Here is a 22,069-nt window from a genome sequence, read left to right on the forward strand (position 1 = left end):
TTGGACGGATCGGACACGGAGCCCGTGCGGCCCTTGTCGTGGTCAGGGCCAGTCGACGAGTGCCATGAACGCGAGGAACGTGACCACGACGACAGCGGGTGCGCCCGTGGCCAGGAGCGCCCGTTTCGCGTCCTGCCGGCGTTGCCGGGGCAGGGCCCAGCTCGCCACGAGGACGATCAGGGACAGTACGAGACCGGTGCTGAGCACGGTCCAGGCCGTGTCGAAAGAATCGGTGAAGCGGTCTGCCTGTGGACCGTCGCAGGAGTCACAGGCCATGGGGGACAGGCCCCCGTACAGCAGCGCGAGGCCCGCCGCGGGCAGCGTGAGGAGGGTGGAGATCAGGGGCGCGACCCAGGCGTGCGGGGCGCGGGGGCTGAGCGGGTCGTCCGGCATGTCTACGAGTCAACTCGGGCGGATGGCGCCGCACATGAGCGGTCGTACTCAGTCCTGGTCCGGTTTTCCCAGCCGTGAGGGGACCCGCCGCGCGGCCCGGCAGACCGAAGGGCGGCGTACGACCGGTTCGGTGCCGGTGTACGCCGCCCTGGGGGAGCGGGTGGGGCGGGTCGGCGGGGGGTGGCCCGCGCGGTCATGCCGGTTACTTCGGGTCGCTGTTGAACTGGGCCTTGGACCAGCGGTAGCCGAGAAGCGTGAGGCCGAGGCACCAGACGAGGGCGATCCACCAGTTGTCGCCGATCTCCGTGCCGAGGAGCAGGCCGCGGAGGGTTTCGATGGCGGGGGTGAAGGGCTGGTACTCGGCGATCGGCTGGAACCAGCCCGGCATGGAGTCCAGCGGGACGAAGGCGCTGGAGATGAGGGGCAGCAGGATGAGCGGCATGGCGTTGTTGCTGGCGGCTTCGGCGTTGGGGCTGCCGAGGCCCATGCCGACCGCGATCCAGGTGAAGGCCAGCGCGAAGAGGGCGAGGAGGCCGAAGGCCGCCAGCCACTCCAGGACGGTGGCGTCGGTGGAGCGGAAGCCCATGGCGACACCGATGGCGCCGACGAGGACCACGCTGATGATCGTCTGGAGCACGCTGCCGACGACGTGTCCGAAGAGGATGGAGCTCCGGTGGATGGCCATGGTGCGGAAGCGGGCGATGATGCCTTCGCTCATGTCGGTGGAGACCGACACGGCGGTGCCGATCGTCGTGGAGCCGATGGTCATCAGCAGGATGCCGGGGACGATGTAGGCGATGTACTCGTCGCGCCCCGCGCCGCCGCTCATGGTGTCGCCGAAGATGTAGACGAAGAGCAGCAGGAGCATGACCGGGGTGAGCAGCAGGTTCAGGGTGAGCGAAGGGTAGCGCCGGGCGTGCAGGAGGTTGCGGCGCAGCATGGTGGAGGAGTCGCGTACGGCGAGGGAGAGGTTGCTCATCGGGCTGTCTCCTTGGACTGGGCCGGGACGGTGGTGGAGCCGGTGAGGGCGAAGAAGACGTCGTCGAGGTCGGGGGTGTGGACGGTGAGTTCGTCGGCCTCGATGCCGGCGGTGTCGAGCCGGTCGAGGATGGTGCGCAGGTCGCGCTGGCTTCCGTCGCTGAGGATCTGGAGCGAGAGGGCGTCGTCGTCGTGGGTGGCGTCGTGCAGGGCTTCCGCTGCGGTGCGGTAGGCGGTGGGGTCGGTGAAGCGCAGGCGTACGTGGCCGCCGGGGATGAGGCGCTTGAGTTCGTCGGGGGTGCCTTCGGCGGCGATTTTGCCGTTGTTCAGGACGGCGATGCGGTCGGCGAGTTCGTCGGCCTCCTCCAGGTACTGGGTGGTGAGGAAGACGGTGACGCCGCCGGTGACGAGTTCGCGGATGATCTGCCACATGGTGTGGCGTGAGCGCGGGTCGAGGCCGGTGGTCGGCTCGTCGAGGAAGATGATCCTCGGGCTGCCGACGAGGGTCATGGCGATGTCGAGGCGGCGCTTCATGCCGCCGGAGTAGGTGGAGGCGGGCTTCTTCGCGGCGTCGGTGAGGTCGAAGCGCTCCAGCAGCTCGGCGGTGACCCTGCGGCCCTCGGTCTTGGACAGGTGGTGCAGGTCGGCCATGAGGAGCATGTTCTCCTCGCCGGTGATCAGCCCGTCCACGGCGGAGAACTGGCCGGTGACACCGATCGCGGCGCGCACCGCCTGGGGTTCGGTGGCGAGGTCGTGGCCGGCGACACGGATGTCGCCGGAGCCGGTGTCCGGGGTGATGAGGGTGGAGAGCAGTTTGACGGCGGTGGTCTTGCCGGCGCCGTTGGGGCCGAGGAGGGAGAAGACCGTTCCCTCAGGGACCGTCAGGTCGATGCCGTCCAGGACGGTCCTGCCGTCGTAGGACTTGCGCAGCCCGCTCGCCGCGATGGCCGGGTTCGTCATGCTGGTGCTCCTTCGGAGGTCGCGGTTCAGAGGCTGCGGGCGGTGATGTCGCCCTGGGAGGTGGTGGCCTTGATGGTCAGACCGGGTGTGCCGCCGGTGTTCTTCAGGGCGTTGTCGATCCGGCCGTAGGTGGTTCCGGCGTCCAGGGAGGCGGAGACCTCGCGGGTGGCGCCGACGGTGATGTCGCCCTGCTGGGTGCTCAGGGTGAGCTGTCCGTGCACGGCCTCCACGATGTGCACGTCGCCGCGCTGGGTGCTGATCTCGCCCGGGCCGTTCAGCCGGCCGACGGTGACGTGGGCGTCCAGGCCCGTGAGGCGGGCGCTCGCGGCCTCGTCGACCTTGACCGAGCCGTGACCGCCGTCGAAGGTGACGTCGCCGAGGCGTCCCACGCCCCGGAACTCGGCGGCGGCGGCCTTCGCCTCCACGTGGGACCCGGCGGGCAGCTGGACGGTGACCTCGACGGAGCCGGAGTTGCCGAGGAGCCGGTTCTTCGCCTCCGGTGCGTGGATGCGCAGGACGCCGTCCTCGTAGGTGACGTCGGTCTGTTCGGCCGCCTTCACGTCGCGGCTGCTGGAGGGGTTGGCGGGGCGGACCTCGACGGTGGTGTCGGTGCGGTCCGCGGCGATGATCTGGAGGCGCCCGGCAGAGATGGTGAGGTGGGCGGAGACGGGGGTGGGGGTGTCGTACTTCTGCATCGTGCGCTCCTTGTTTCCCGGGTTCCTTGTTTCTGACGATGGAAACGCTACGTTGCGTTCAAGAAACCGGCAACAAGCTCGTTGCGCTAGATTCTTATTATTGCAGGCGGTAGCCAGGTTTTCGTTGCAATGCTTTTGAATTCAATGCAACGGCACGCTCCGGGTTCGTTGCAATGGTCGATGAGTGAACGCTATGTGGCGGACATGACGGACCTCCACGCGGCGAAGGGTCTGCCGTCAGGGAGGGGGAAACGCGACCGGGCCCGGCACCCTTCCAGGGGGTGCCGGGCCCGGTGCGCGGGTGCGGGTCAGTACATGAGCGCGTCGTCCATCTCGGTCTGCCAGTACGTGACGGCCAGGGTGCTGTCGACGTACACCGGCTTGCTGAGCGGCACGTTCGCGGTGGGGCCGGTGGAGCCGGAGCCTTCGAGGCCCTGGAAGCTGACCGTCAGATCCTTGGTGGAGTAGCCGCCGGTGCCGCTCCCGTCGGCGGAGGAGGTCATGACACCGGCGTAGGCGGATTCTCCGGGGCTGAGTGTGACGACGGCCTGCGGCTTGCTCTCCTCGTACGCCTGCGGGGCCGACTGGGCCTCACCGAACCGCAGGAACGGGTAGTAGTAGGCGTTGCAGGCCTTCGAGCCGGTGTTGGTGACCGTGAGCAGCATGTGGTTGACGGGCCGCGGCACGGCGGTGATCGTCACCTTGGAGTTCCCGCCGTCACACGCGCGGGTGACGGGGCCGGTGTCGCCGTTGTCCTGCCCCTCCTTCGTGCCGGACTTCCCGCCGGTGGAACCGGAATCCTTGTCGGTGCCCGAACCGGAATCAGCAGAGCCTGATCCTCCCGTGGTCTTCCCGGCCGTTTCCCCGTCCGCGCCGGTGTCCGTGGCGTTGTCCGTGCCCTTGTCCGACACCGGAGCCGCGGAGGCGCCGTCGGACGGCTGCTGGGAGGTCGTGCCGGCGGCGCCGTCCGCGGGCTCCGGGCTGTCGCCCTGGCAGGCGGTGAGGGACAGAGCGGCGATCAGGGCGGCGGCGCCCAGGACGGAGGTGCGGGCGGCGCGGCGGATGTGGAGGTTGCGCATGAGTGGTTCTCCCCGTTGGTCGATGTCGTCTGCCCGGGGCGCCGTTTGGCGCCGTGAGGTACGGGCGGGTGTACTGGGTGGTGACGTGTGATCAGAGGTGTCACAGGAGTGCGATGACGACCGCGATGCAGGCGATCAGGACTCCGGTGGCGACCGCGTCGGTCAGGCTGAGTTCAGGTCGGGTACGCACGGCGGCTCCCGGGACGGGTGAGGGTGGGATGTGCTGGTCGCGGGGAACGCCGCGGTGTGTCCACATCTTGTCCAGGCCCGGATTTCCGCCGCAACGGTTGGCGGGCCATGCGGGACGCTGGAACGTTCGCACACACTCTGACCTGCGCGAACAGCACTTCCCTGGGACGCCGTTCCGGGAAGGAACAGAAGGGGAACGGTCGGGGTGGATACAGAGATCCAGGACTTCGCGGCGCTCTTGAGGGGGTTGAAGGAGCGGTCAGGACTGAGCTACGGGGCCCTCGCCCAGAAGCTGCACATGAGCACGTCCACCGTGCACCGCTACTGCAACGGCGACGCCGTCCCCCACGCGTACGCGCCCGTCGAGCGGTTCGCGCGGGCGTGCCGGGCCTCGTCCGACGAACTGGTCGCCCTGCACCGGAAGTGGATCCTGGCCGACGAGGCCAAGCGGCGGGGCGCGCGGAAGCCGGCGTCGGCTCCGGCCGCCGTTCCCGAGGCGGATGCCGGGGAGCCCGGCGTCGGGGAACCCGGGGCCGAGGACTCCGTCGCGAAGGGCGTCCCGGCCGAGGGATCCACGGCCGGGGAAACTGAGCCTGAGGCCCAACCGGAAGCTGTTCCTCAGCCGGAAACGGAATTCCCGGCGCAGGATGTGACGCCCGAGGCGCCCCGCCCCGGCGACCGCACGCCCGAGCGGCGGCGGTCCACGCGGCGGCTGCGTGTGCTGCTCACCGCGGTGGCCGTCGTGGCGCTCACCGTGCCCGCCGCGTTCGCCGTCCGTGGCCTCACGGGTGACGAGCCGTCCGACGACGGGCGTACGCAGGCGGAGCCCAGCCTCGCGCAGGTCGTGCCCAGCGGCCGTGTCAGCGGCAGCGCCAAGCCGGGCAAGGGGGCGGGCACGTCGGCGAAGCCCAGCGAGGACGCCACCCCGGCCGGCGGGCGCAGCTCGTCAGCGGCCCCTCCGGAGGCGTCCGGAGCCCCGGACGAGAGCAGTGGCGTACCCGTGAACGCCACGATCAGCTCGTACAACTGGGAGTCACCCTGCGGGCAGTACTACCTCCTCGACCAGGAGCCCGACGACGTGCCGCCGAACCCCCCGCCCCAGGACTCCCGCAGCTGGGCGCGGGCCCTCGGGGGTGTGGACGGCGGTGACATGAAGCTCGAACTCACGCTCCAGGGGACGTCCGGGGAGGCGGTCGTGCTGAACGCCCTTCACGTGCGGGTGCTGGGACGCGAGGCGGCGCTCCCCTGGAACGCGTACTCCATGGGCAACGGCTGCGGGGGTGGCATCACGCCGCAGACGTTCGACATCGACCTGGACGACAGCCGGCCCCGGTCCACCCCCGTCGCGGGGGAGGACGCGGGCAAGGTCGTCCCCGCGAAGGACTTCCCGTACCGGGTGAGTTCCACGGACGTCGAGGTGTTCCACCTCGACGCCCATGTGGAGGGGCACGACGTGACCTGGTACCTGGAGCTGGAGTGGACCAGCGGCGGCCGGAGCGGGACCCTGCGGATCGACGACCGGGGCCAGCCGTTCCGTACGAGCGCCCTCGCGGCACGGCCGCACTTCACCTACCGCGCGGACACGGACCAGTGGGTCCCGGAGGAGGAGTACTGAGCCCGGCCGGCCGGCTTGCCGTCATCCCGCACCGACGGGGAGGCTCCTACGAGCCGGGCATGTTCGCCGCCGCCTTCGACTGAGCCGCCGCCGCGGGCAGGTACGCGATCGCCCGTGCGGGACCGTGTCCCGCACGGGCGATCCGTGCTGTCCCGCATCCGGTGCCGTGCGGCACCGGTGCCGGTTCAGAGGCGCTCGGGCGTCCGGATGCCGAGCAGCCTCATGCCCTGGTGCAGGGTCCGGGCGGTGAGCTCGACCAGAAACAGCCGGTTCTCGACGACCTCCGGGGGGTTCTCGTCGCTCAGCACCTGGCACTGGTCGTAGAAGGTCGTGAGGTGCGAGGCCAGCTGGTAGAGATACGCGGCCAGCTTGTGCGGCTCGTACCCCTCGGCGACCTCGTCCAGGACGGCGCCGAACTGGTCCAGGTGCAGGCCCAGCGCGCGCTCGGCCGGGGCCAGCTCCAGCTCCGGGTGCGCGGCCGGCTTCGCGTCGCCCGCCTTGCGCAGGATGGAGCGGATCCGGGCGTACGCGTACTGGAGGTACACCGAGGTGTCGCCGTTCAGCGACACCATCTGGTCCAGGTCGAACTTGTAGTCCCGCACGGCGGAGGTCGACAGGTCCGCGTACTTCACGGCGCCGACGCCGACGTACCGGCCGTTCTCGACGATCTCGTCCTCGGTCAGGCCCACCTTCTCGGCCTTCTCCCGGACCACCGCGGTGGCCCGCTCGACGGCCTCGTCCAGCAGGTCCTCCAGCCGGACGGTGGTGCCCTCACGGGTCTTGAACGGCTTGCCGTCCTTGCCGAGGACGGTGCCGAAGGCCAGCTGGTGCGCCTTGACGTCCTCGTTCAGCCAGCCGGCGCGGCGGGCCGTCTCGAAGACCATCTTGAAGTGCAGGGACTGCCGGGCGTCCACGACGTAGACCAGGGTGTCGGCCTTGAGGTTCTGCACCCGGTCGCGGATCGCGGAGAGGTCGGTGGCCGCGTAGCCGTAACCGCCGTTGGTCTTCTTGACGATCAGCGGGACCGGGTTGCCGTCCGGGCCCTTCACGTCGTCGAAGAACACGCACAGGGCGCCCTCGGAGCGGACGGCGACCCCCGTCTCCTCCAGGATCCGGCAGGTCTCCTCGAGCATGTCGTTGTAGCCGGACTCACCGACGATGTCGGGGTCGGCGATCTCCATGTCGAGCTTGTCGAAGACGGAGTAGAAGTAGATCTTCGACTCGTCGACGAAGCGCTGCCAGTGCGCCAGCGTCTCCGGGTCCCCGGCCTGGAGGGCCACCACCCGGTCACGCGAGCGGGCCTTGAACCCCTCGTCGGTGTCGAACAGGACCCTGGACGCCTTGTAGACACGGTTCAGCGAGGACATCGCCGCTTCGCCGTCCGCCTTGTCGTCCTCGTGCTTCAGCTCGTCCGGGTGCTCGAAGAGGTACTGGATGAGCATGCCGAACTGGGTGCCCCAGTCGCCGATGTGGTGACGCCGGACGACGTTCTCGCCGGTGAACTCCAGGATCTGCACCATGGCGTCGCCGATGACCGCCGACCGCAGGTGGCCGACGTGCATCTCCTTGGCCACGTTCGGCTGGGCGTAGTCGATCACGGTCGTGCCGGGGGCGGCCTTCGGCGGGACGCCGAGCCGGTCGCCGTCCGCGGCGCGCGCGGCGAGTGTCCCGATGATCGCCCGGTCGGTGAGCGTGATGTTCAGGAAGCCGGGGCCGGACACCTCGATGTCCTTGATCAGCTCACCCGCCGGGAGCGCCGCGGTGACCTTGGAGGCCAGCTCGCGCGGGTTGCCCTTGAGCTTCTTGGCGAGGGCCAGGATGCCGTTGGCCTGGAAGTCGGCCCGGTCGCTTCGGCGCAGCAGCGGGTCCGCGGTGCCGGCCTCCGGCAGGGCTGCCGTCAGGGCGTCCGCGAGCTGCTGCTGGAGCGTGGAAGCGAGGGAGGGGACCGAAGCCATGAGCCGGCTGCCGTTTCGGTAGAGGACAAGGGATCACCCCAGTATCCCACGGGGCGTAAAGCCGTTTTCGCGCTGCGGTCGGTACCTGGGAGAATGGGGGTGCCCTTCGTGGGCGTCCCCTACGAGTCCTACACGAGAGAAGGACGTGCCGACCGTGGCTTCGAGTCAGAGCAGCACCGAGACCGACTGGGTCTCCCGCTTCGCGGACGATGTCATCGCCGAATCGGAGCGACGTGCGCCTGGCAAACCGGTCGTCGTCGCGTCCGGCCTCTCCCCGTCCGGGCCGATCCACCTGGGCAACCTCCGCGAGGTCATGACCCCGCACCTGGTCGCCGACGAGATCCGCCGCCGCGGGTACACCGTGCGCCACCTGATCTCCTGGGACGACTACGACCGCTACCGCAAGGTGCCGAACGGCGTCGAGGGCGTCGACGACTCCTGGCAGGCGCACATCGGCAAGCCGCTGACGTCCGTGCCCGCCCCGGCCGGGTCCGCGTACCCGAACTGGGCCGAGCACTTCAAGGCCGCCATGACCGAGGCGCTCGACGAGCTGGGTGTCGAGTACGACGGGATCAGCCAGACCGAGCAGTACCTCGCGGGCACCTATCGCGAGCAGATCCTGCACGCGATGAAGCACCGCGGGGACATCGACGCCGTCCTGGACCGCTACCGCACCAAGAAGGACGGCGCGGCGGGCGGCAAGAAGCCGCAGCAGAAGAAGGTCGACGAGGCCGAGCTGGAGGCCGCCGAGGGGTCCGGCGCGGCGAGCGAGGACGACGGCAGCTCCAACGCGGCCGGCTACTTCCCGTACAAGCCGTACTGCGGCAACTGCGAGAAGGACCTCACCGTCGTCACCGCCTACGACGACGACACGACCGAGCTGAACTACACCTGCTCGGCGTGCGGCTTCGCCGAGACGGTCCGGCTGAACGAGTTCAACCGCGGCAAGCTGGTCTGGAAGGTCGACTGGCCGATGCGCTGGGCCTACGAGGGCGTGATCTTCGAGCCCAGCGGAGTGGACCACTCCTCGCCGGGCTCCTCGTTCGTCGTGGGCGGCCAGATCGTGCGCGAGGTGTTCGGCGGTGTGCAGCCGATCGGCCCGATGTACGCGTTCGTCGGGATCTCCGGCATGGCGAAGATGTCCTCCAGCAAGGGCGGCGTGCCGACCCCGGCCGACGCGCTGAAGATCATGGAGGCACCCCTGCTGCGCTGGCTGTACGCGCGCCGCAAGCCGAACCAGTCCTTCAAGATCGCCTTCGACCAGGAGATCCAGCGCCTGTACGACGAGTGGGACTCGCTGGCCCGCAAGGTGGCCGACGGCACGGTGCTCCCCGCCGACGCCGCCGCCTACACCCGGGCCGTCGGCACCGCCGCCGGGGAGCTCCCCCGCACCCCCCGCCCGCTGCCGTACCGCACGCTGGCCTCGGTCGCCGACATCACCGCGGGCGCGGAGGACCAGACGCTGCGCATCCTCAGCGAGCTCGACCCGGAGAACCCGCTGACCTCGCTCGACGAGGCACGGCCCCGGCTCGACCGCGCCGAGAACTGGATCACCACCCAGGTGCCGGCGGAGGCCCGCACCATCGTCCGTGACGAGCCGGACAAGGAGCTCCTGGGCTCCCTGGACGAGCAGGGCCGGGAGTCGCTGCGGCTGCTGCTGGAGGGGCTGGACTCGCACTGGTCGCTGGACGGGCTGACCACGCTGGTCTACGGCGTGCCGAAGGTGCTGGAGGGCCTGGAGCCCGACGCCAAGCCGACGCCGGAGCTGAAGGTCGCCCAGCGCTCCTTCTTCGCGCTGCTGTACCGGCTGCTCGTCGGCCGGGACACCGGGCCGCGCCTGCCCACGCTGCTGCTGGCGGTCGGGGCGGACCGGGTGCGGACGCTGCTCGGCGCGTAGCGCTCACCGCGGATGTGTGAACGGGCGGGCCGCTCAGCGGCCCGCCCGTTCGTCTTCCTGCCGGCTTGCGCGGCTACGCGATGTGGTCCGCGGCCATCTCGTTGTCGAAGCGCTGCTTGAAGCCCGGCAGCAGCCTGCGGAGCAGGGCGGCGCTGCGCGGGTGGCGGACGTTGTGGCCGTCCGAGAGGTGTATGTCGAGCACCTCGGCGCTCGGGTAGTCCTGGTGCTGGTGCGTGTACGCGGTGAACACCTCGTACGCGATCTCGCTGAACTCGACCTCGGCCTCGGCCCATTCGGCCGGGTCGTCCTGCTGGACCTGGTCCTGCTGCTCCAGTTCCGGCTGCTCGGGCGCCTGCTGCGCGAGCGGGTGCCCGGGTTCGGGCTCCGCGGCGCGCGGGTGCGGGAAGGCGCCGATCGTGCCCACGTTGCCGAGCGGGCGGGTCCGGCCGCCCGGACCCGACGGGATCATCACCGGGGTGGGCTCCAGGCCCTCGACGTACGTCGGGTTGTACGCGCTCTCGTACGCGTCCTCCGGCACCTGGGGTGCCGCGAACCACGGGCTGTCGTGCGAGCCGGGGCCCTCCTGCGGGTACGGCTGCCGCGGCGGGGCCTGCTGCTGGTGCGCCGGTTCCTCGTGCTCCGCCCGAGGTTCTTCCCGCTGTTCGGGCCGCGTCCGGCGCTCCTGCGGGACGTACGGGAGCTGGGGCTGCTGTCCGGACTCCACCTCGGCCGGAGCCGGGGGCAGCAGGGCGGGCTCGATGCCCGCGGCGGCGAGGCCCGCCGGGGCGGTCTCGGCGAGCGGGACGCCGTACTTCGCCAGGCGCAGGGGCATCATCGACTCGACGGGTGCCTTGCGGCGCCAGTTGCGGCCGAAGCGGGCCTGGAGGCGGGCCTGGTAGATCAGCCGGTCCTGTTCGAGCTTGATGACCTGCTCGTAGCTGCGCAGCTCCCACAGCTTCATCCGGCGCCACAGCTTGAAGGTGGGGACGGGGGAGAGCAGCCAGCGGGTGAGGCGGACGCCCTCCATGTGCTTGTCGGCCGTGATGTCCGCGATCCGGCCGACCGCGTGCCGCGCCGCCTCGACGGCGACCACGAAGAGGATCGGGATCACCGCGTGCATGCCGGTGCCCAGCGGATCGGGCCAGGCCGCGGCGCCGTTGAAGGCGATCGTCGCCGCGGTCAGCAGCCAGGCCGTCTGACGCAGCAGCGGGAACGGGATGCGCATCCACGTCAGCAGGAGGTCCAGCGCGAGCAGGACGCAGATGCCCGCGTCGATGCCGATCGGGAAGACCAGCGAGAACTGGCCGAAGCCCTTCTCCTCCGCGAGTTCACGGACGGCGGCGTACGAGCCCGCGAAACCGATCGCGGCGATGAGCACGGCGCCGGCGACGACGACCCCGATGAGTACGCGGTGCGTGCGTGTCAGCTGCATTGCGGCCACCCGCGATCCCCTCCCGACTTGAACGAACCGGCTCCGCTTTCGGTATCCGGCGCGGGCACAGCCTGGCACATGCCGGCCGGGCGTGTTGCGCGGGGAGGGGGCGAAGCCCGGTGCTCGCGGGAGCACCGGGCTTCGTAAAGGGCCCTCCGGCCGGGGGAGTTCGCACCCCTGCCGGGCTCTGGTCACGACTTGGCGGTGGCCTTCGCGGTGGTCTTCGAGGTCGCCTTCGACGTCGCCTTGGCGGAGGACGAGGCCTTGGCGGAGGGCTTGGCGGAGGACGACGCCTCGCCCGACGGGGAGGCCGTGGGCTTGTCGGCGCCGACCGCGGCGACGGCCTCGGCGGCGGCCTTCCGGGCACCCTTCAGGATGTCGGCGGCGGAAGGCGTCTTGGCGCCCGCGAACCCGGCGCCGTTGTAGGTGACGCTGACGACGACGTTGCCGGTGCGGGCCACGATCGTCGCGTACTCGAAGTCCTCCTTCGACTTGGTGAGGCTGTACGTCACCGAGGTGGCCTGCTCACCGATGTCCTCGGCGGGCTTGGCCGAGGCCTTCTTCGCGCCCTCGGTCGCCTGCGCCTTGGAGACCTGCTTGGTGTACTCCTCCGTCGCCCGCTTCGCTCCGCTGCCGAGGGACTGGTCCGAGTCGAAGCGGGTGAAGCCGACGTCGAGCCAGCGGTACTGCGAGCCCTTGACGCCGTTGTCGTCCAGGCCGTTCCAGGAGCAGCCGCCGCGGACGGCGGTGTCGCTGGACTTGCCCGGGGTGCCGCTCTTGGTCTTGGTCTTGGGGACCAGGTCCTCGATCGTCTTCTTGCCGATCGACCCGCAGGCGTCGGGCAGGGTGGCGAACTTCGCGGGCTCGACGGTCGGCTCCGTCTTCTTCACGCTCGGAGAGGTCGAGGAGCCCGAGCCCTTCGCTTCGTCGGAGTCCGACGAGCAGCCGGCGACGACGAGCATCACCGGAACGGCGGCGCAGGCGAGTATGCGGGACAGTCGCGGGGCTGATCGGTGCATGGTTCCTTCACTCGGACGGCACGGCGGTCTCGGTCGTGCGGGCGGTCGGTCGTTACGGCGGTCGTTGCGGCGGTCGGTCGGTACGGCGGTCGGCGGTGACGGCGGTCGCTCGATACCGCGCCGGTCGTCACGGCGGCCGGGGGCCACGGTACGACGGACCGCGACCGGACGGGGCCGCCGCCCGGAGGCCACGGGGCGCGCGGGGGGCCCGGGCCGGTGACCTCCGGAGGCCGGTCATTCGCTGAGGGTCTCGTCCAGTTTCCGCGCCAGGGCCTGGGCCTTCTCCTGCAGTTCCCGGCTGTCGGGCACCCCGGTGATGTCCGAGGGCTGCTCCGTGTACTGGACGGTCACGATGACGTTGGATGTGCGGAACACCACGCTCACGGTGCGGTGCTGCGCGGTGGAACCCGCCCGGGTGAGCACGTCGTCCAGGAACGCGGCGTCCCCGAGCTCGTCGAGCAGACGCGGCCGGAGATCCTTGTCGGGGTCCACGCCGGTGGTGTCGCCGGACGGCTCGTTCGAGGGGGACGCGGAGGACGAGCCGCTCGGGGACCCGGACGGGGTGGCGCCGGGGGAGCCCGAGGCCGATCCGCTGGGCGTCTCGCTGGGGGTGGCGCCGTTCGGTGCCGGAAGGGCGGCGGCGTCCTGCTTCGTGCCGTACACCTCGCGGGCGCGGTCGTCGTCGCTCACCGCCGGGTCGTACGACACGACGCGCTCGAAGTCGATGGAGAGATTCCGGGAGGCGTCGGGGGCGTCCGACTTCCAGCGGCAGCCGACCTTGCGGTCGGTGTCGTAGGTCACGGTGGCCGTGCCCTCGTACACCTTCTCCTGTTGCTCCTCCGAGAGTCCGGAGGCGCCCGGGAGCAGGTCCTGGAGGGTGGAACGCGGTACGGCACGGCAGGACTCGGGCAGCGTCCGGTACTTACCGGGAGGCGCGGCCGTGACCGTCGGGCTGCCGGGCTTGCTGTCGGCGTCGGAATCGTCGGCGTCGGAGCCGGCGCTGCAGCCGGCGACGAGCGCTGCGAGAAGCGCGACGCCGGGTACGTACGCCATGTGTCGCACGGTCCCAGGCTCCCTTCGGTACGAAAACGGGTTGCCGCTCGTTGGCGGCCGATGGACACAATGTGTATCGCACGCGCCGCTGTGAATGCCGGTCGGCCAACCGTTATGCCGACCTTGGCACCGGTTTTGCGCTTTCAGTCTTTATCGGGGGAATAGAGGGGTTATGTCGTATGTAGAGGTACCGGGTGCGCAGGTTCCCATCCGGATGTGGGCGGACCCGGCGTCGGTCGAGGACGTCGCGATGCAGCAGCTGCGCAACGTCTCCACGCTGCCCTGGATCAAGGGCCTCGCCGTGATGCCGGACGTCCACTTCGGCAAGGGGGCGACCGTCGGCTCCGTGATCGCGATGCACGGCGCGGTCTGCCCGGCCGCGGTCGGGGTCGACATCGGCTGCGGAATGTCCGCGGTGAAGACGTCGCTGACGGCCAACGACCTGCCGGGAGACCTCTCGCGACTCCGGTCGAAGATCGAGCAGGCGATTCCCGTGGGCCGGGGGATGCACGACAACATGGTCGAGCCCGGCAGACTGCACGGCTTCCCGACGGCGGGCTGGGACGACTTCTGGTCGCGTTTCGAGGGGATCGCCGAGGCGGTCAAATTCCGGCAGGACCGTGCCACCAAGCAGATGGGCACGCTCGGTAGCGGAAATCACTTCATCGAGTTCTGTCTCGACGAGGCGGGGTCGGTGTGGCTGATGCTGCACTCCGGGTCGCGGAACATCGGCAAGGAACTCGCCGACTTCCACATCGGGCAGGCGCAGAAGCTTCCGCACAACCAGGGCCTCGTCGACCGTGACCTGGCGGTCTTCATCGCCGACACCCCGCAGATGGCGGCGTACCGCAACGACCTGTTCTGGGCTCAGGAGTACGCCAAGTTCAACCGGTCGATCATGATGGGCCTCTTCCAGGACGTGGTCCGGAAGGAATTCAAGAAGGCCAGGGTCACGTTCGAGCCGGTCATCTCCTGCCACCACAACTACGTGGCGGAGGAGCGGTACGAGGGCATGGATCTGCTGGTCACCAGGAAGGGTGCCATTCGTGCGGGCTCCGGGGAGTTCGGGATCATTCCCGGCTCCATGGGGACCGGCTCCTACATCGTGAAGGGCCTCGGGAACGCGAAGTCGTTCAACTCCGCCTCGCACGGCGCGGGGCGGCGGATGAGCAGGAACGCGGCCAAGCGGAAGTTCTCCACGAAGGACCTGGAGGACCAGACGCGTGGGGTGGAGTGCCGGAAGGACTCCGGCGTGGTGGACGAGATCCCGGCCGCGTACAAGCCGATCGAGCAGGTCATCGATCAGCAGCGTGACCTGGTCGAGGTCGTCGCGAAGCTCAAGCAGGTCGTGTGTGTGAAGGGCTGAGGCCCTCCGGCCCACACGAACGGCGGACCCTGGCCGAGGTGCCGGGCCGCGCCGCACCGCCAGGCCCCGGACCGTCCGCGATCCGGGGCCTGCCGCTGTGTGAGCGGGGCCCAGCGGCCTGCGGAGACGCGGCGGAGCGGCGGCCCTTCGGGCGGGGATCCGGGGCTCGCGCCGGCGGCCGGCCGCCGGGCCTCAGAGGGTCCGGTGCACCTTGGAGTTGGAGGCCTGGGCGCGGGGGCGGACCACCAGCAGGTCGATGTTGACGTGGCTGGGGCGGGTGACGGCCCAGGTGATCGTGTCGGCCACGTCGTCCGCGGACAGCGGGGCGTCGACGCCCGCGTAGACCTTGGCCGCCTTCTCGGCGTCACCGCGGAAGCGGGTGGTGGCGAACTCCTCGGTCTTGACCATGCCGGGAGCCACCTCGATCACCCGGACCGGGGTGCCGACGATCTCCAGGCGCAGGGTCTCCGCGAGGACGTGCTCGCCGTGCTTGGCGGCGACGTAGCCGCCACCGCCCTCGTACGTGGAGTGGCCCGCGGTCGAGGAGAGGATCACGATCGTGCCGTCGCCGCTCGCGGTGAGGGCGGGAAGCAGCGCCTGGGTGACGTTGAGGGTGCCGATGACGTTGGTCTCGTACATCTGGCGCCAGTCGGCGGGGTCGCCGGTGGCGATCGGGTCGGCCCCCAGTGCGCCGCCGGCGTTGTTGACGAGGACGGCGAGCGAGCGGAACGCGGTGGCGAACTCGTCCACCGCCGCGCGGTCGGTGACGTCCAGGGCGTACGCCGTCGCCTGGTGGCCCGCCTCGGTGAGTTCGGCGGCGAGCGTCTCGATGCGGTCCTTGCGGCGTGCGGTGAGCACGACGCGGTATCCGGCGGCGGCCAGCTGCCGGGCGGTCGCGGCGCCGATGCCGCTGCTCGCACCGGTGATGACGGCGATGGGGGTGGCGGCCATGCGAACTCCTCGGACAGCTGATCAGTACGGGGCCAGGATAGGCGGGCGGTCGGGAGGCCTCCTCAGTGGTCGCGGGGGGCGTACATGATCACGGCCATGCCCGCCAGACAGATCAGTGCTCCGGTCACGTCCCAGCGGTCCGGCTCGTAACCGTCGGCGACCATGCCCCAGGCGATCGACCCGGCGACGAACACCCCGCCGTACGCGGCGAGGATGCGGCCGAAGTCGGCGTCCGGCTGGAGGGTCGCCACGAAGCCGTACACGCCGAGGGCGAGGACGCCCGCGCCGATCCAGATCCAGCCGCGGTGCTCGCGCACGCCCTGCCAGACCAGCCAGGCCCCTCCGATCTCGAAGAGCGCGGCGACGACGAAGAGGGCGACGGAGCGAGCGATGAGCATGGCGTCAGCGTGCCATGCGAGGTGCGGGAGGCGGGGTGGGGGAGCAGGGCGGCGGGGAGGTCCGCCGGCAGGGGCACGGGGCCGCGGTGGGCCGTGCGGGTGGGCGAGGCGCGGCGAACCGGTCCTTGAACAGGGATGATTGGGGCGATCGGTATGTTCGGCGCATGGGAGTGACGCGTAGAGCTGTACTGAAGACGTCTGCCGCAACGGCGCTGACCGCGGCCCTGGTGCTCGGCGGCCCGGGGCTGGCCGCCGTCGCCGAGCCGGCGGCCGGCGCGGGGGTGGCCCGGGGGATCGCACCGGAGGCCGACGTGGCGCACCACGGGCGCGTCTCGCTGTGGGGCGACCGCCTCGGAGTCCTGGTGCGGACCGGGAACCGGGGGCCCTCCCGGCTCGAGGACGTGACCGTCCGGCTGCGCTTCTCCGTTCCGCTCGCCGCCGGACAGGAACTGCCCCAGGGGTGTCTGCGCAGCGGCGGCCGTACGGTGCTGTGCGGCACCGGGCCGCTGACCGCTGCCGGACCGGCGCGGCGCACCGCTGTCGGCCTCCGGCTGGTGGGCCGCCCGGCCGAGGTGGTCGTCCGGGTGGACACGCTCTGGAACGGTGGTGCGAGCGACCGGAACAGGCGAAACGACACCCACCAGGTGCTGGCTCCCGCCACGGGTGACGCCTACGCCTTCTGAGACCCCTCCCGGCCCGTCGGCGGGGGCGTCCCCGCTGTCCTCGCCCGACCTGCCGGGCGGCGGGCCCGCGGTGCGCGACGGCCCGGCGCTCTCCGGACAGGCCTCAGGTCCCGGGAGGACGCGGCTCAGACGGCGGGAGTCCCGCTCCCCGCGCCGCCGAACTCCCGCACGGCGTCCGCCACGATGGTCTCCAGGTGGGTGTGGTGGGCGCCCCGCCAGTACACCCGGCCGCAGGCCGTGCACTGCGCGAACACGTCGTACGACGCCTGCGTGCCCTGTTCCAGGTGGGCACTCACGGCGTCCTTGTCCGCCTCGACCAGGTCCCCGTTGCACGCGGTGCAGCGGGTCCACGGCGCGAGTACGGGAGCGAAGCGGCCCAGCACGTCGCGCAGCTGCTCCTCCGGGCGGTCGCTGTAGACGTAGGCCCCCGCCCAGATCTCCCTGCGGCGCAGCAGCCCCCGGTCCCGGGAGAGCAGGACGCGCTGCTCCTTCGCGGAGAGGGCGGCCAGCGCGGGATCGCCGATGTCCTCGCTCTCGTACGCCGCGTCCACGCCCAGCAGCCGCATCCGTCGGGCGAGCGTGCCCAGGTGGACGTCCAGCAGGAAGCGCAGGGGCGCTCCCGGGACCGGCTGCGGGCGTCGCACGGCCAGGACCTCGACCAGTTCGCCGGCCCCCGGGATGTGGGACGCGGGCACGGGCCGGCCGTCGACGAGCAGCTGACCGGCCTCGGTGAGCGGTACGCCGAGGGACTCCACGACGTGTCCGAGGGTCGACGACCCGTCGGTGGTCACGGCCGTGCGTCCGCCGCGGCGGCCATGGGCGACGAAGAGCCGCAGTTCCGGGGCTACTTCGAGGGTGATCTCGGGTCCGTTCACCTGGTCAGGATGCCACCCGTACGGCCGGGCGGCGAAAGGTTTCCGGTGCGGATCGCAGGGCGGTGAGGTCCGGCCGCCAGCCGTTCGCCACCCGGGGGCGGCCGGGCGGGTGTGCGAGGTCACGGGTGCCGGCGAGGACGAAGCCGCTCCCGCGGCACTCGCGTCCGGAGCGCCGTTGCCGGCGGAGCGGTGTCAGCGCGGCGCGAAGGCCGTCGGAGGGACCCCGACGGTGGCCGTGAAGTCTCTGACCAGGTGCGCCTGGTCGCTGTAGCCGAGATCACCGGCGAGTCGCGCCCAGTCGGGCTCCGGGTCGGTGACGGCGCGTTGCAGCGCCTCGTGGATGCGGTGGCGGAGGATGACCCACTTGGGGCTCACTCCCACGTAGCCGGAGAAGAGCCGTTGCAGGGAACGCACCGACATCTCTCCCGCCCGGGCGAGGGCGTCGACCCGGAGCAGGGAGCGGTCCGCGCGCGCACGCTCGGCGAGCGCCCTCGCCAGTTCCGCCTGCGGGTCGGACGGGGGGACGAGCGGCAGCAGACAGGCGTCGAGTGCCGCGACCCGCGCGTCCTCGCCGGGCGGGTCCAGGACGTCCCGCGTCGCGGCGGAGAGGGGCGGCCCGCCCTTCGCGACGGCCATGGCCTCGTCGGCGGGGACACGGAGCCCGGTCCAGGCCGACACCGGCCGGTGCGGGGCGAACGGCCGGAAGGCCCCCGCCCTGAACTTCACACCGCAGACCCGGCCCCTGCCCTCCAGGCGCTGGCTGAACAGCCCCTGTACGACGCCGTACACCTGCGCCGAGCCGGCGCGCTCGCTCTCGCTTCCGGTCCCGGTGCGCTGGAAGACCAGGTGGACGCAGGGGTGCGGCACCACCTGCGAGGTGTAGGGCTCGGAGAGGTCCCAGTCGATCAGCCAGTAGTGCTCCACATGGGGCCGCAGCTCCGGAGCGGGATCGCGGAGGCGGAAGCGGACACGGGTGAACAGGTCGGGAGCATCGACGATGCCCCGTGTCTCGCGTCCGGGTCCGGCCATGGACGGATCTTAGGACGCGTCCGTGCGCGTCGCGTTTCTTCAAGACGTACGGCTCCGTGAGGGGCACGGTGGAAGGCATGAGGACGATCAGCGAACTTCTGGAACGAGCCGCCGCGCAGGCGGTGCCCGTCGTGCGGGGAATCGGTGACGACGACCTGTCCGACGCCACGCCGTGCAGCGACTACGACGTACGGGCCCTGCTCAACCATCTCTTCGGCGTGATCGCGAACTTCCGCGTCCTGGCCGCCAAGGAGCCCGTGGACTTCAGCCGCACACCGGACGTCGTCGAGGGGGACTGGCGCAGCCGCTTCGAGGACGAGACGGCGCACCTGGTGAAGGCCTGGGCGCAGCCGGGGGCGGAGGAGGGCGTGAGCGGAGGCATGGCGCTGCCCGCCAGGACGGTCGGTCTGATGGTGCTGGGCGATCTCACCGTGCACGCCTGGGACCTGGCCCGCGCGACGGGCCAGGACTACGTGCCCGACGCCGAATCCGTGGCGGAGATGGAGCCCTGGCTCGCGGAGATGGCCCCGCAGGCCCGGAAGATGAAGGTGTTCAAAGAGCCCTTCCCGACGGCTCCCGGGGCTACGGCCTTCGAACGGGTGCTGGCCGGGACGGGTCGTGATCCGGGCTGGAGCCCGCCCCGCCGCTGACGGCGGCCGGTCCGGCCGGGTACGGGGTGGCCGGGTCGGCGTAGAGGCCGCCGAGGGCGGTGTAGGCGTCTTCGACGACGGTCACCGCCCGGTCCACGGCGTCTCGCGCGGCCAGTTCGGCGGCCCGGCGGGTGTACGGCGAGGGCGGGCGCCGGCGCTGCCGCCTGCAGTCGCAGACCGCGTACACCCCGCCGGCCAGGACCACGGCCGGGACGGCCAGGGTCAGCAGCAGGTCCTCCATGCCGGGCGCCCTCCTCGGGAGTCGTGCTCCTTGCATCGGCAGGGCGCCCCGTGGGGCTGAAGATCATTCTTCGGCCAATGAATGGCCGAAGAGCGACCTCGGGATTCCGGCGGAGGGCGCAAGGCGCAGGGCGCAGGGCGCAGGGCGCAGGACGGAGGCGGTCGGTCCGGCCGGCGTCCGTGGAGGCCCCGCCCGCCCACCCGGGCCCCCGGCGGGTACGCGTCCAGGAGGCCGAGGTGCGTGCCTGCGTGTAGGGGGTCAGGCCTCCGGCGGAACGGCGCGCTCCAGGCCGGGCAAGGCGGTCACCCGTGGCTCGTGCGGATCCTGGGGCGCTTGCGGGCCGCTCCGCTCCAGCCGTGTGCGCAGGGTCAGGGCGAATTCCTCGGCCCGGGCGAGCTGGGTCCGCAGCTTCACCACCTGTTCCGCCGCCGAGCGCTCGTACACGCGAACCCGGTCCAGCAGCGCCTCGCGCTCATCCGGGGCGAGCTCCTCCCCGGTGTCGAGGCGGTCGACCGCCTCCAGGAGGTCCCGCATCTCGTCGAGGGTGAAACCGAGCGGCTTCATCCGGCGGATGACCATCAGCCGGGCCACATCCCCCTCGGTGTACAGCCGGAATCCGCCCCGCGACCGGGCCGAGGGCACCACGAGCCCGGACTCCTCGTAGTGGCGGATCGTGCGCAGTGACAGCTCGGTGCGCCTGGCCACCTCGCCGATCTGCATGTGCTGGCTGTTCACGGTGCCCTTTCGACGTCCGCCGTGCCCACGGGAGAACGGCGCTTCCATCCCTACTCTAACGTTAGGGTAGAGTTGGTCGGTGCCCGGATGCCGGGGTCGATGACGCCTCCGGCGGAACCGGTGCCCGGCGGGGCGCGAGTCCCGCGCAGCCGCTCACCCCGTTCCCAGGGGTCCCGCGGCGTCCGTCTTCCTGCCCCTGGCCGCCTCGCGGAGGCCTGGGGCCGGCGCCCTTCGCATCCCGCACGTCCCGCATCCCCCCGGCCCTCCGGGTGTGCCCGAGCAACGACAGGTCACGCTTCCCTTGCCTCCCTCCGTTCTGTCCCCGGCCGGCCGGCCGCGTCCGGTCAGGCCGTCCTGGCTGTCCCCGAAGGTCTTCCGCACCGAGGCCCTGGCCGGTCTCGTCGTGGGCCTGGCCCTCATTCCCGAGGCGATCTCCTTCTCGATCATCGCCGGGGTCGACCCGGCGGTCGGACTGTTCGCCGCGTTCACGATGGCCGTCGTCATCTCCTTCGTCGGAGGCCGGCCGGCGATGATCTCGGCGGCGACGGGCGCCGTCGCCCTCGTCATCGCGCCGCTCAACCGGGAACACGGCTTCGGCTACCTGGTCGCGGGCGTCATCCTGGGCGGGGTCTTCCAGATCGTCCTCGGGGCGCTCGGTGTCGCCCGGCTGATGCGGTTCGTGCCGCGCAGCGTCATGGTCGGCTTCGTCAACGCGCTGGCGATCCTGGTGTTCCTGGGCCAGGTCCCGGAGGTGAGCGACGTCCCTTGGCCCGTGTACCCGCTGGTCGTCGGCGGGCTCCTGCTGATGGTGTTCTTCCCGCGGATCACCAGGGCGGTCCCGGCTCCGCTGGTCTCCATCGTCGTCCTGACCGTGATCACCGTCGCCGCAGGCATCGCCGTACCGACGGTCGGCGACAAGGGGGAGCTGCCCTCGTCCCTGCCCGTGCCCGGTCTGCCGGACGTGCCCTTCACCCTGGACACGCTCACCACCATCGCCCCGTACGCGCTGGCCATGGCGCTGGTCGGTCTGATGGAGTCGCTGATGACGGCCAAGCTGGTCGACGAGATCACCGACACCCGGTCCAGCAAGACCCGTGAATCGATCGGTCAGGGCATCGCCAACATCGTCACGGGCTTCTTCGGTGGCATGGGCGGCTGCGCGATGATCGGCCAGACGATGATCAACGTGAAGGTCTCCGGCGCCCGTACCCGGCTGTCCACCTTCCTGGCAGGCGTCTTCCTGATGGTGCTGTGCATCGTGTTCGGGCCGCTCGTCTCGCGCATCCCCATGGCGGCCCTCGTCGCGGTCATGGTCATGGTCTGCTTCGCGACGTTCGACTGGCACTCCGTGGCGCCCAGGACCCTGAGGCGGATGCCGGCCGGGGAGATCACGGTCATGGTGATCACCGTCGTCTGCGTGGTCACCACCGAGAACCTCGCCGTCGGCGTCGTCGTCGGCTCCGTGACGGCGATGATCATCTTCGCCAGGAGGGTCGCCCACCTGGCCGACGTCACCGCCGTCACCGACCAGGACGGCGGGCGGGTCGTCTACTCCGTGACCGGCGAACTCTTCTTCGCCTCGTCCAACGACCTGGTCGGACGGTTCGACTACGCGGGCGACCCCGCGCGGGTCGTCATCGACCTGGCCGCCGCGCACATCTGGGACGCCTCGGCCGTCGCGAGCCTGGACGCGATCACCACGAAGTACGAACAGCGCGGCAAGAGCGTGGAGATCACCGGACTCAACGAGGGGAGCGCCCGGCTGCACCGCTCCCTCAGCGGTGAACTCACCGGCAGCCCCTGACGAGTGCCGCCCGCGCGGCGCCCGGAACGAACCGGCGTGCTCACGTGCCGAGGACCCACCGGGCTTTCGTGA

21 protein-coding genes are annotated in these 22,069 nt (G+C 71.1%); 6 read left to right on the forward strand and 15 right to left on the reverse strand.

Going from position 1 to position 22,069, the window contains the following annotated elements:
- Positions 1–42: 42 nt before the first annotated feature.
- The 5 genes from ACFY8O_RS25605 to ACFY8O_RS25625 all read right to left on the reverse strand — a co-directional run bounded on the left by ACFY8O_RS25605 (position 43) and on the right by ACFY8O_RS25625 (position 4,105).
- Positions 43–393: a hypothetical protein gene (locus ACFY8O_RS25605; RefSeq protein ID WP_387906154.1), complete on the reverse strand. Its 351-nt coding sequence runs from the start codon at positions 391–393 to the stop codon at positions 43–45.
- Between the two features lie 202 nt (positions 394–595).
- Positions 596–1,372, reverse strand: a complete 777-nt coding sequence (locus ACFY8O_RS25610) for an ABC transporter permease (RefSeq protein WP_145809331.1) — start codon at positions 1,370–1,372, stop codon at positions 596–598.
- A complete protein-coding gene (locus ACFY8O_RS25615; protein WP_387906157.1) occupies positions 1,369–2,331 on the reverse strand; it encodes an ATP-binding cassette domain-containing protein in 963 nt (320 codons plus the stop codon). The genes ACFY8O_RS25610 and ACFY8O_RS25615 overlap by 4 nt, the downstream gene beginning before the upstream one ends.
- Positions 2,332–2,357: 26 nt before the next feature.
- Positions 2,358–3,026: a DUF4097 family beta strand repeat-containing protein gene (locus tag ACFY8O_RS25620; RefSeq protein WP_387906160.1), complete on the reverse strand. Its 669-nt coding sequence runs from the start codon at positions 3,024–3,026 to the stop codon at positions 2,358–2,360.
- Positions 3,027–3,334: 308 nt separating this feature from the next.
- Complete coding sequence (locus ACFY8O_RS25625) at positions 3,335–4,105, reverse strand: DUF4232 domain-containing protein (RefSeq protein WP_387906163.1); 771 nt, start codon at positions 4,103–4,105, stop codon at positions 3,335–3,337.
- Positions 4,106–4,499: 394 nt separating this feature from the next.
- On the opposite strand from ACFY8O_RS25625, the gene ACFY8O_RS25630 reads away from it, so the two are divergent.
- Positions 4,500–5,909 (forward strand): transcriptional regulator, encoded by a 1,410-nt coding sequence (locus tag ACFY8O_RS25630; protein ID WP_387906166.1) that lies wholly within the window; start codon positions 4,500–4,502, stop codon positions 5,907–5,909.
- A gap of 185 nt (positions 5,910–6,094) precedes the next feature.
- On the opposite strand, the gene argS is transcribed toward ACFY8O_RS25630, so the two are convergent.
- Positions 6,095–7,864 carry an arginine--tRNA ligase gene (gene argS, locus ACFY8O_RS25635; RefSeq protein ID WP_387906169.1) on the reverse strand — a complete coding sequence of 590 codons (1,770 nt, stop codon included), beginning with the start codon at positions 7,862–7,864 and terminating at the stop codon, positions 6,095–6,097.
- Positions 7,865–8,009: 145 nt separating this feature from the next.
- Here argS and lysS point away from each other — a divergent pair, with 145 nt between their 5' ends.
- Positions 8,010–9,761 carry a lysine--tRNA ligase gene (gene lysS / locus ACFY8O_RS25640; RefSeq protein WP_387906172.1) on the forward strand — a complete coding sequence of 584 codons (1,752 nt, stop codon included), beginning with the start codon at positions 8,010–8,012 and terminating at the stop codon, positions 9,759–9,761.
- A gap of 73 nt (positions 9,762–9,834) precedes the next feature.
- Here lysS and ACFY8O_RS25645 read toward each other — a convergent pair whose 3' ends face one another.
- From ACFY8O_RS25645 to ACFY8O_RS25655, 3 genes are all read right to left on the reverse strand, one after another.
- On the reverse strand, positions 9,835–11,202 hold the full coding sequence (locus ACFY8O_RS25645; RefSeq protein WP_387906175.1) for a DUF2637 domain-containing protein: 1,368 nt from the start codon (positions 11,200–11,202) through the stop codon (positions 9,835–9,837).
- Positions 11,203–11,384: 182 nt separating this feature from the next.
- A complete protein-coding gene (locus ACFY8O_RS25650; protein WP_145809319.1) occupies positions 11,385–12,212 on the reverse strand; it encodes a DUF3558 domain-containing protein in 828 nt (275 codons plus the stop codon).
- A 234-nt stretch (positions 12,213–12,446) separates the two neighbouring features.
- On the reverse strand, positions 12,447–13,265 hold the full coding sequence (locus ACFY8O_RS25655; protein ID WP_145809317.1) for a DUF3558 domain-containing protein: 819 nt from the start codon (positions 13,263–13,265) through the stop codon (positions 12,447–12,449).
- A 172-nt stretch (positions 13,266–13,437) separates the two neighbouring features.
- Here ACFY8O_RS25655 and ACFY8O_RS25660 point away from each other — a divergent pair, with 172 nt between their 5' ends.
- A complete protein-coding gene (locus ACFY8O_RS25660) occupies positions 13,438–14,631 on the forward strand; it encodes an RtcB family protein (RefSeq protein WP_387906179.1) in 1,194 nt (397 codons plus the stop codon).
- A gap of 192 nt (positions 14,632–14,823) precedes the next feature.
- Here the strand turns inward: ACFY8O_RS25660 and ACFY8O_RS25665 are convergent, their stop codons facing one another.
- Positions 14,824–15,582, reverse strand: coding sequence for an SDR family NAD(P)-dependent oxidoreductase (locus ACFY8O_RS25665; RefSeq protein ID WP_145809314.1), 759 nt, complete (start codon positions 15,580–15,582; stop codon positions 14,824–14,826).
- A 62-nt stretch (positions 15,583–15,644) separates the two neighbouring features.
- Complete coding sequence (locus ACFY8O_RS25670; protein WP_145809313.1) at positions 15,645–15,980, reverse strand: YnfA family protein; 336 nt, start codon at positions 15,978–15,980, stop codon at positions 15,645–15,647.
- 164 nt (positions 15,981–16,144) lie between these two features.
- Here ACFY8O_RS25670 and ACFY8O_RS25675 point away from each other — a divergent pair, with 164 nt between their 5' ends.
- Positions 16,145–16,663, forward strand: coding sequence for a hypothetical protein (locus tag ACFY8O_RS25675; RefSeq protein ID WP_387906181.1), 519 nt, complete (start codon positions 16,145–16,147; stop codon positions 16,661–16,663).
- Positions 16,664–16,788: 125 nt separating this feature from the next.
- Here ACFY8O_RS25675 and ACFY8O_RS25680 read toward each other — a convergent pair whose 3' ends face one another.
- Complete coding sequence (locus tag ACFY8O_RS25680; protein WP_387906184.1) at positions 16,789–17,538, reverse strand: Mut7-C RNAse domain-containing protein; 750 nt, start codon at positions 17,536–17,538, stop codon at positions 16,789–16,791.
- A 192-nt stretch (positions 17,539–17,730) separates the two neighbouring features.
- Entirely contained in the window at positions 17,731–18,567 is an 837-nt protein-coding gene (locus tag ACFY8O_RS25685; protein ID WP_387906187.1) for an AraC family transcriptional regulator, read from the reverse strand.
- 77 nt (positions 18,568–18,644) lie between these two features.
- On the opposite strand from ACFY8O_RS25685, the gene ACFY8O_RS25690 reads away from it, so the two are divergent.
- A complete protein-coding gene (locus ACFY8O_RS25690) occupies positions 18,645–19,217 on the forward strand; it encodes a TIGR03086 family metal-binding protein (protein WP_387906190.1) in 573 nt (190 codons plus the stop codon).
- On the opposite strand, the gene ACFY8O_RS25695 is transcribed toward ACFY8O_RS25690, so the two are convergent.
- Positions 19,150–19,458: a hypothetical protein gene (locus ACFY8O_RS25695; protein WP_145809309.1), complete on the reverse strand. Its 309-nt coding sequence runs from the start codon at positions 19,456–19,458 to the stop codon at positions 19,150–19,152. The genes ACFY8O_RS25690 and ACFY8O_RS25695 overlap by 68 nt on opposite strands.
- Positions 19,459–19,716: 258 nt before the next feature.
- Positions 19,717–20,241: a MerR family transcriptional regulator gene (locus ACFY8O_RS25700; RefSeq protein ID WP_387906194.1), complete on the reverse strand. Its 525-nt coding sequence runs from the start codon at positions 20,239–20,241 to the stop codon at positions 19,717–19,719.
- A gap of 253 nt (positions 20,242–20,494) precedes the next feature.
- Here ACFY8O_RS25700 and ACFY8O_RS25705 point away from each other — a divergent pair, with 253 nt between their 5' ends.
- Positions 20,495–21,997 carry a SulP family inorganic anion transporter gene (locus ACFY8O_RS25705; protein WP_387906196.1) on the forward strand — a complete coding sequence of 501 codons (1,503 nt, stop codon included), beginning with the start codon at positions 20,495–20,497 and terminating at the stop codon, positions 21,995–21,997.
- Positions 21,998–22,069 lie beyond the last annotated feature (72 nt).

Source organism: Streptomyces argenteolus (genome assembly GCF_042902585.1).
GTDB lineage: Bacteria > Actinomycetota > Actinomycetes > Streptomycetales > Streptomycetaceae > Streptomyces > Streptomyces argenteolus.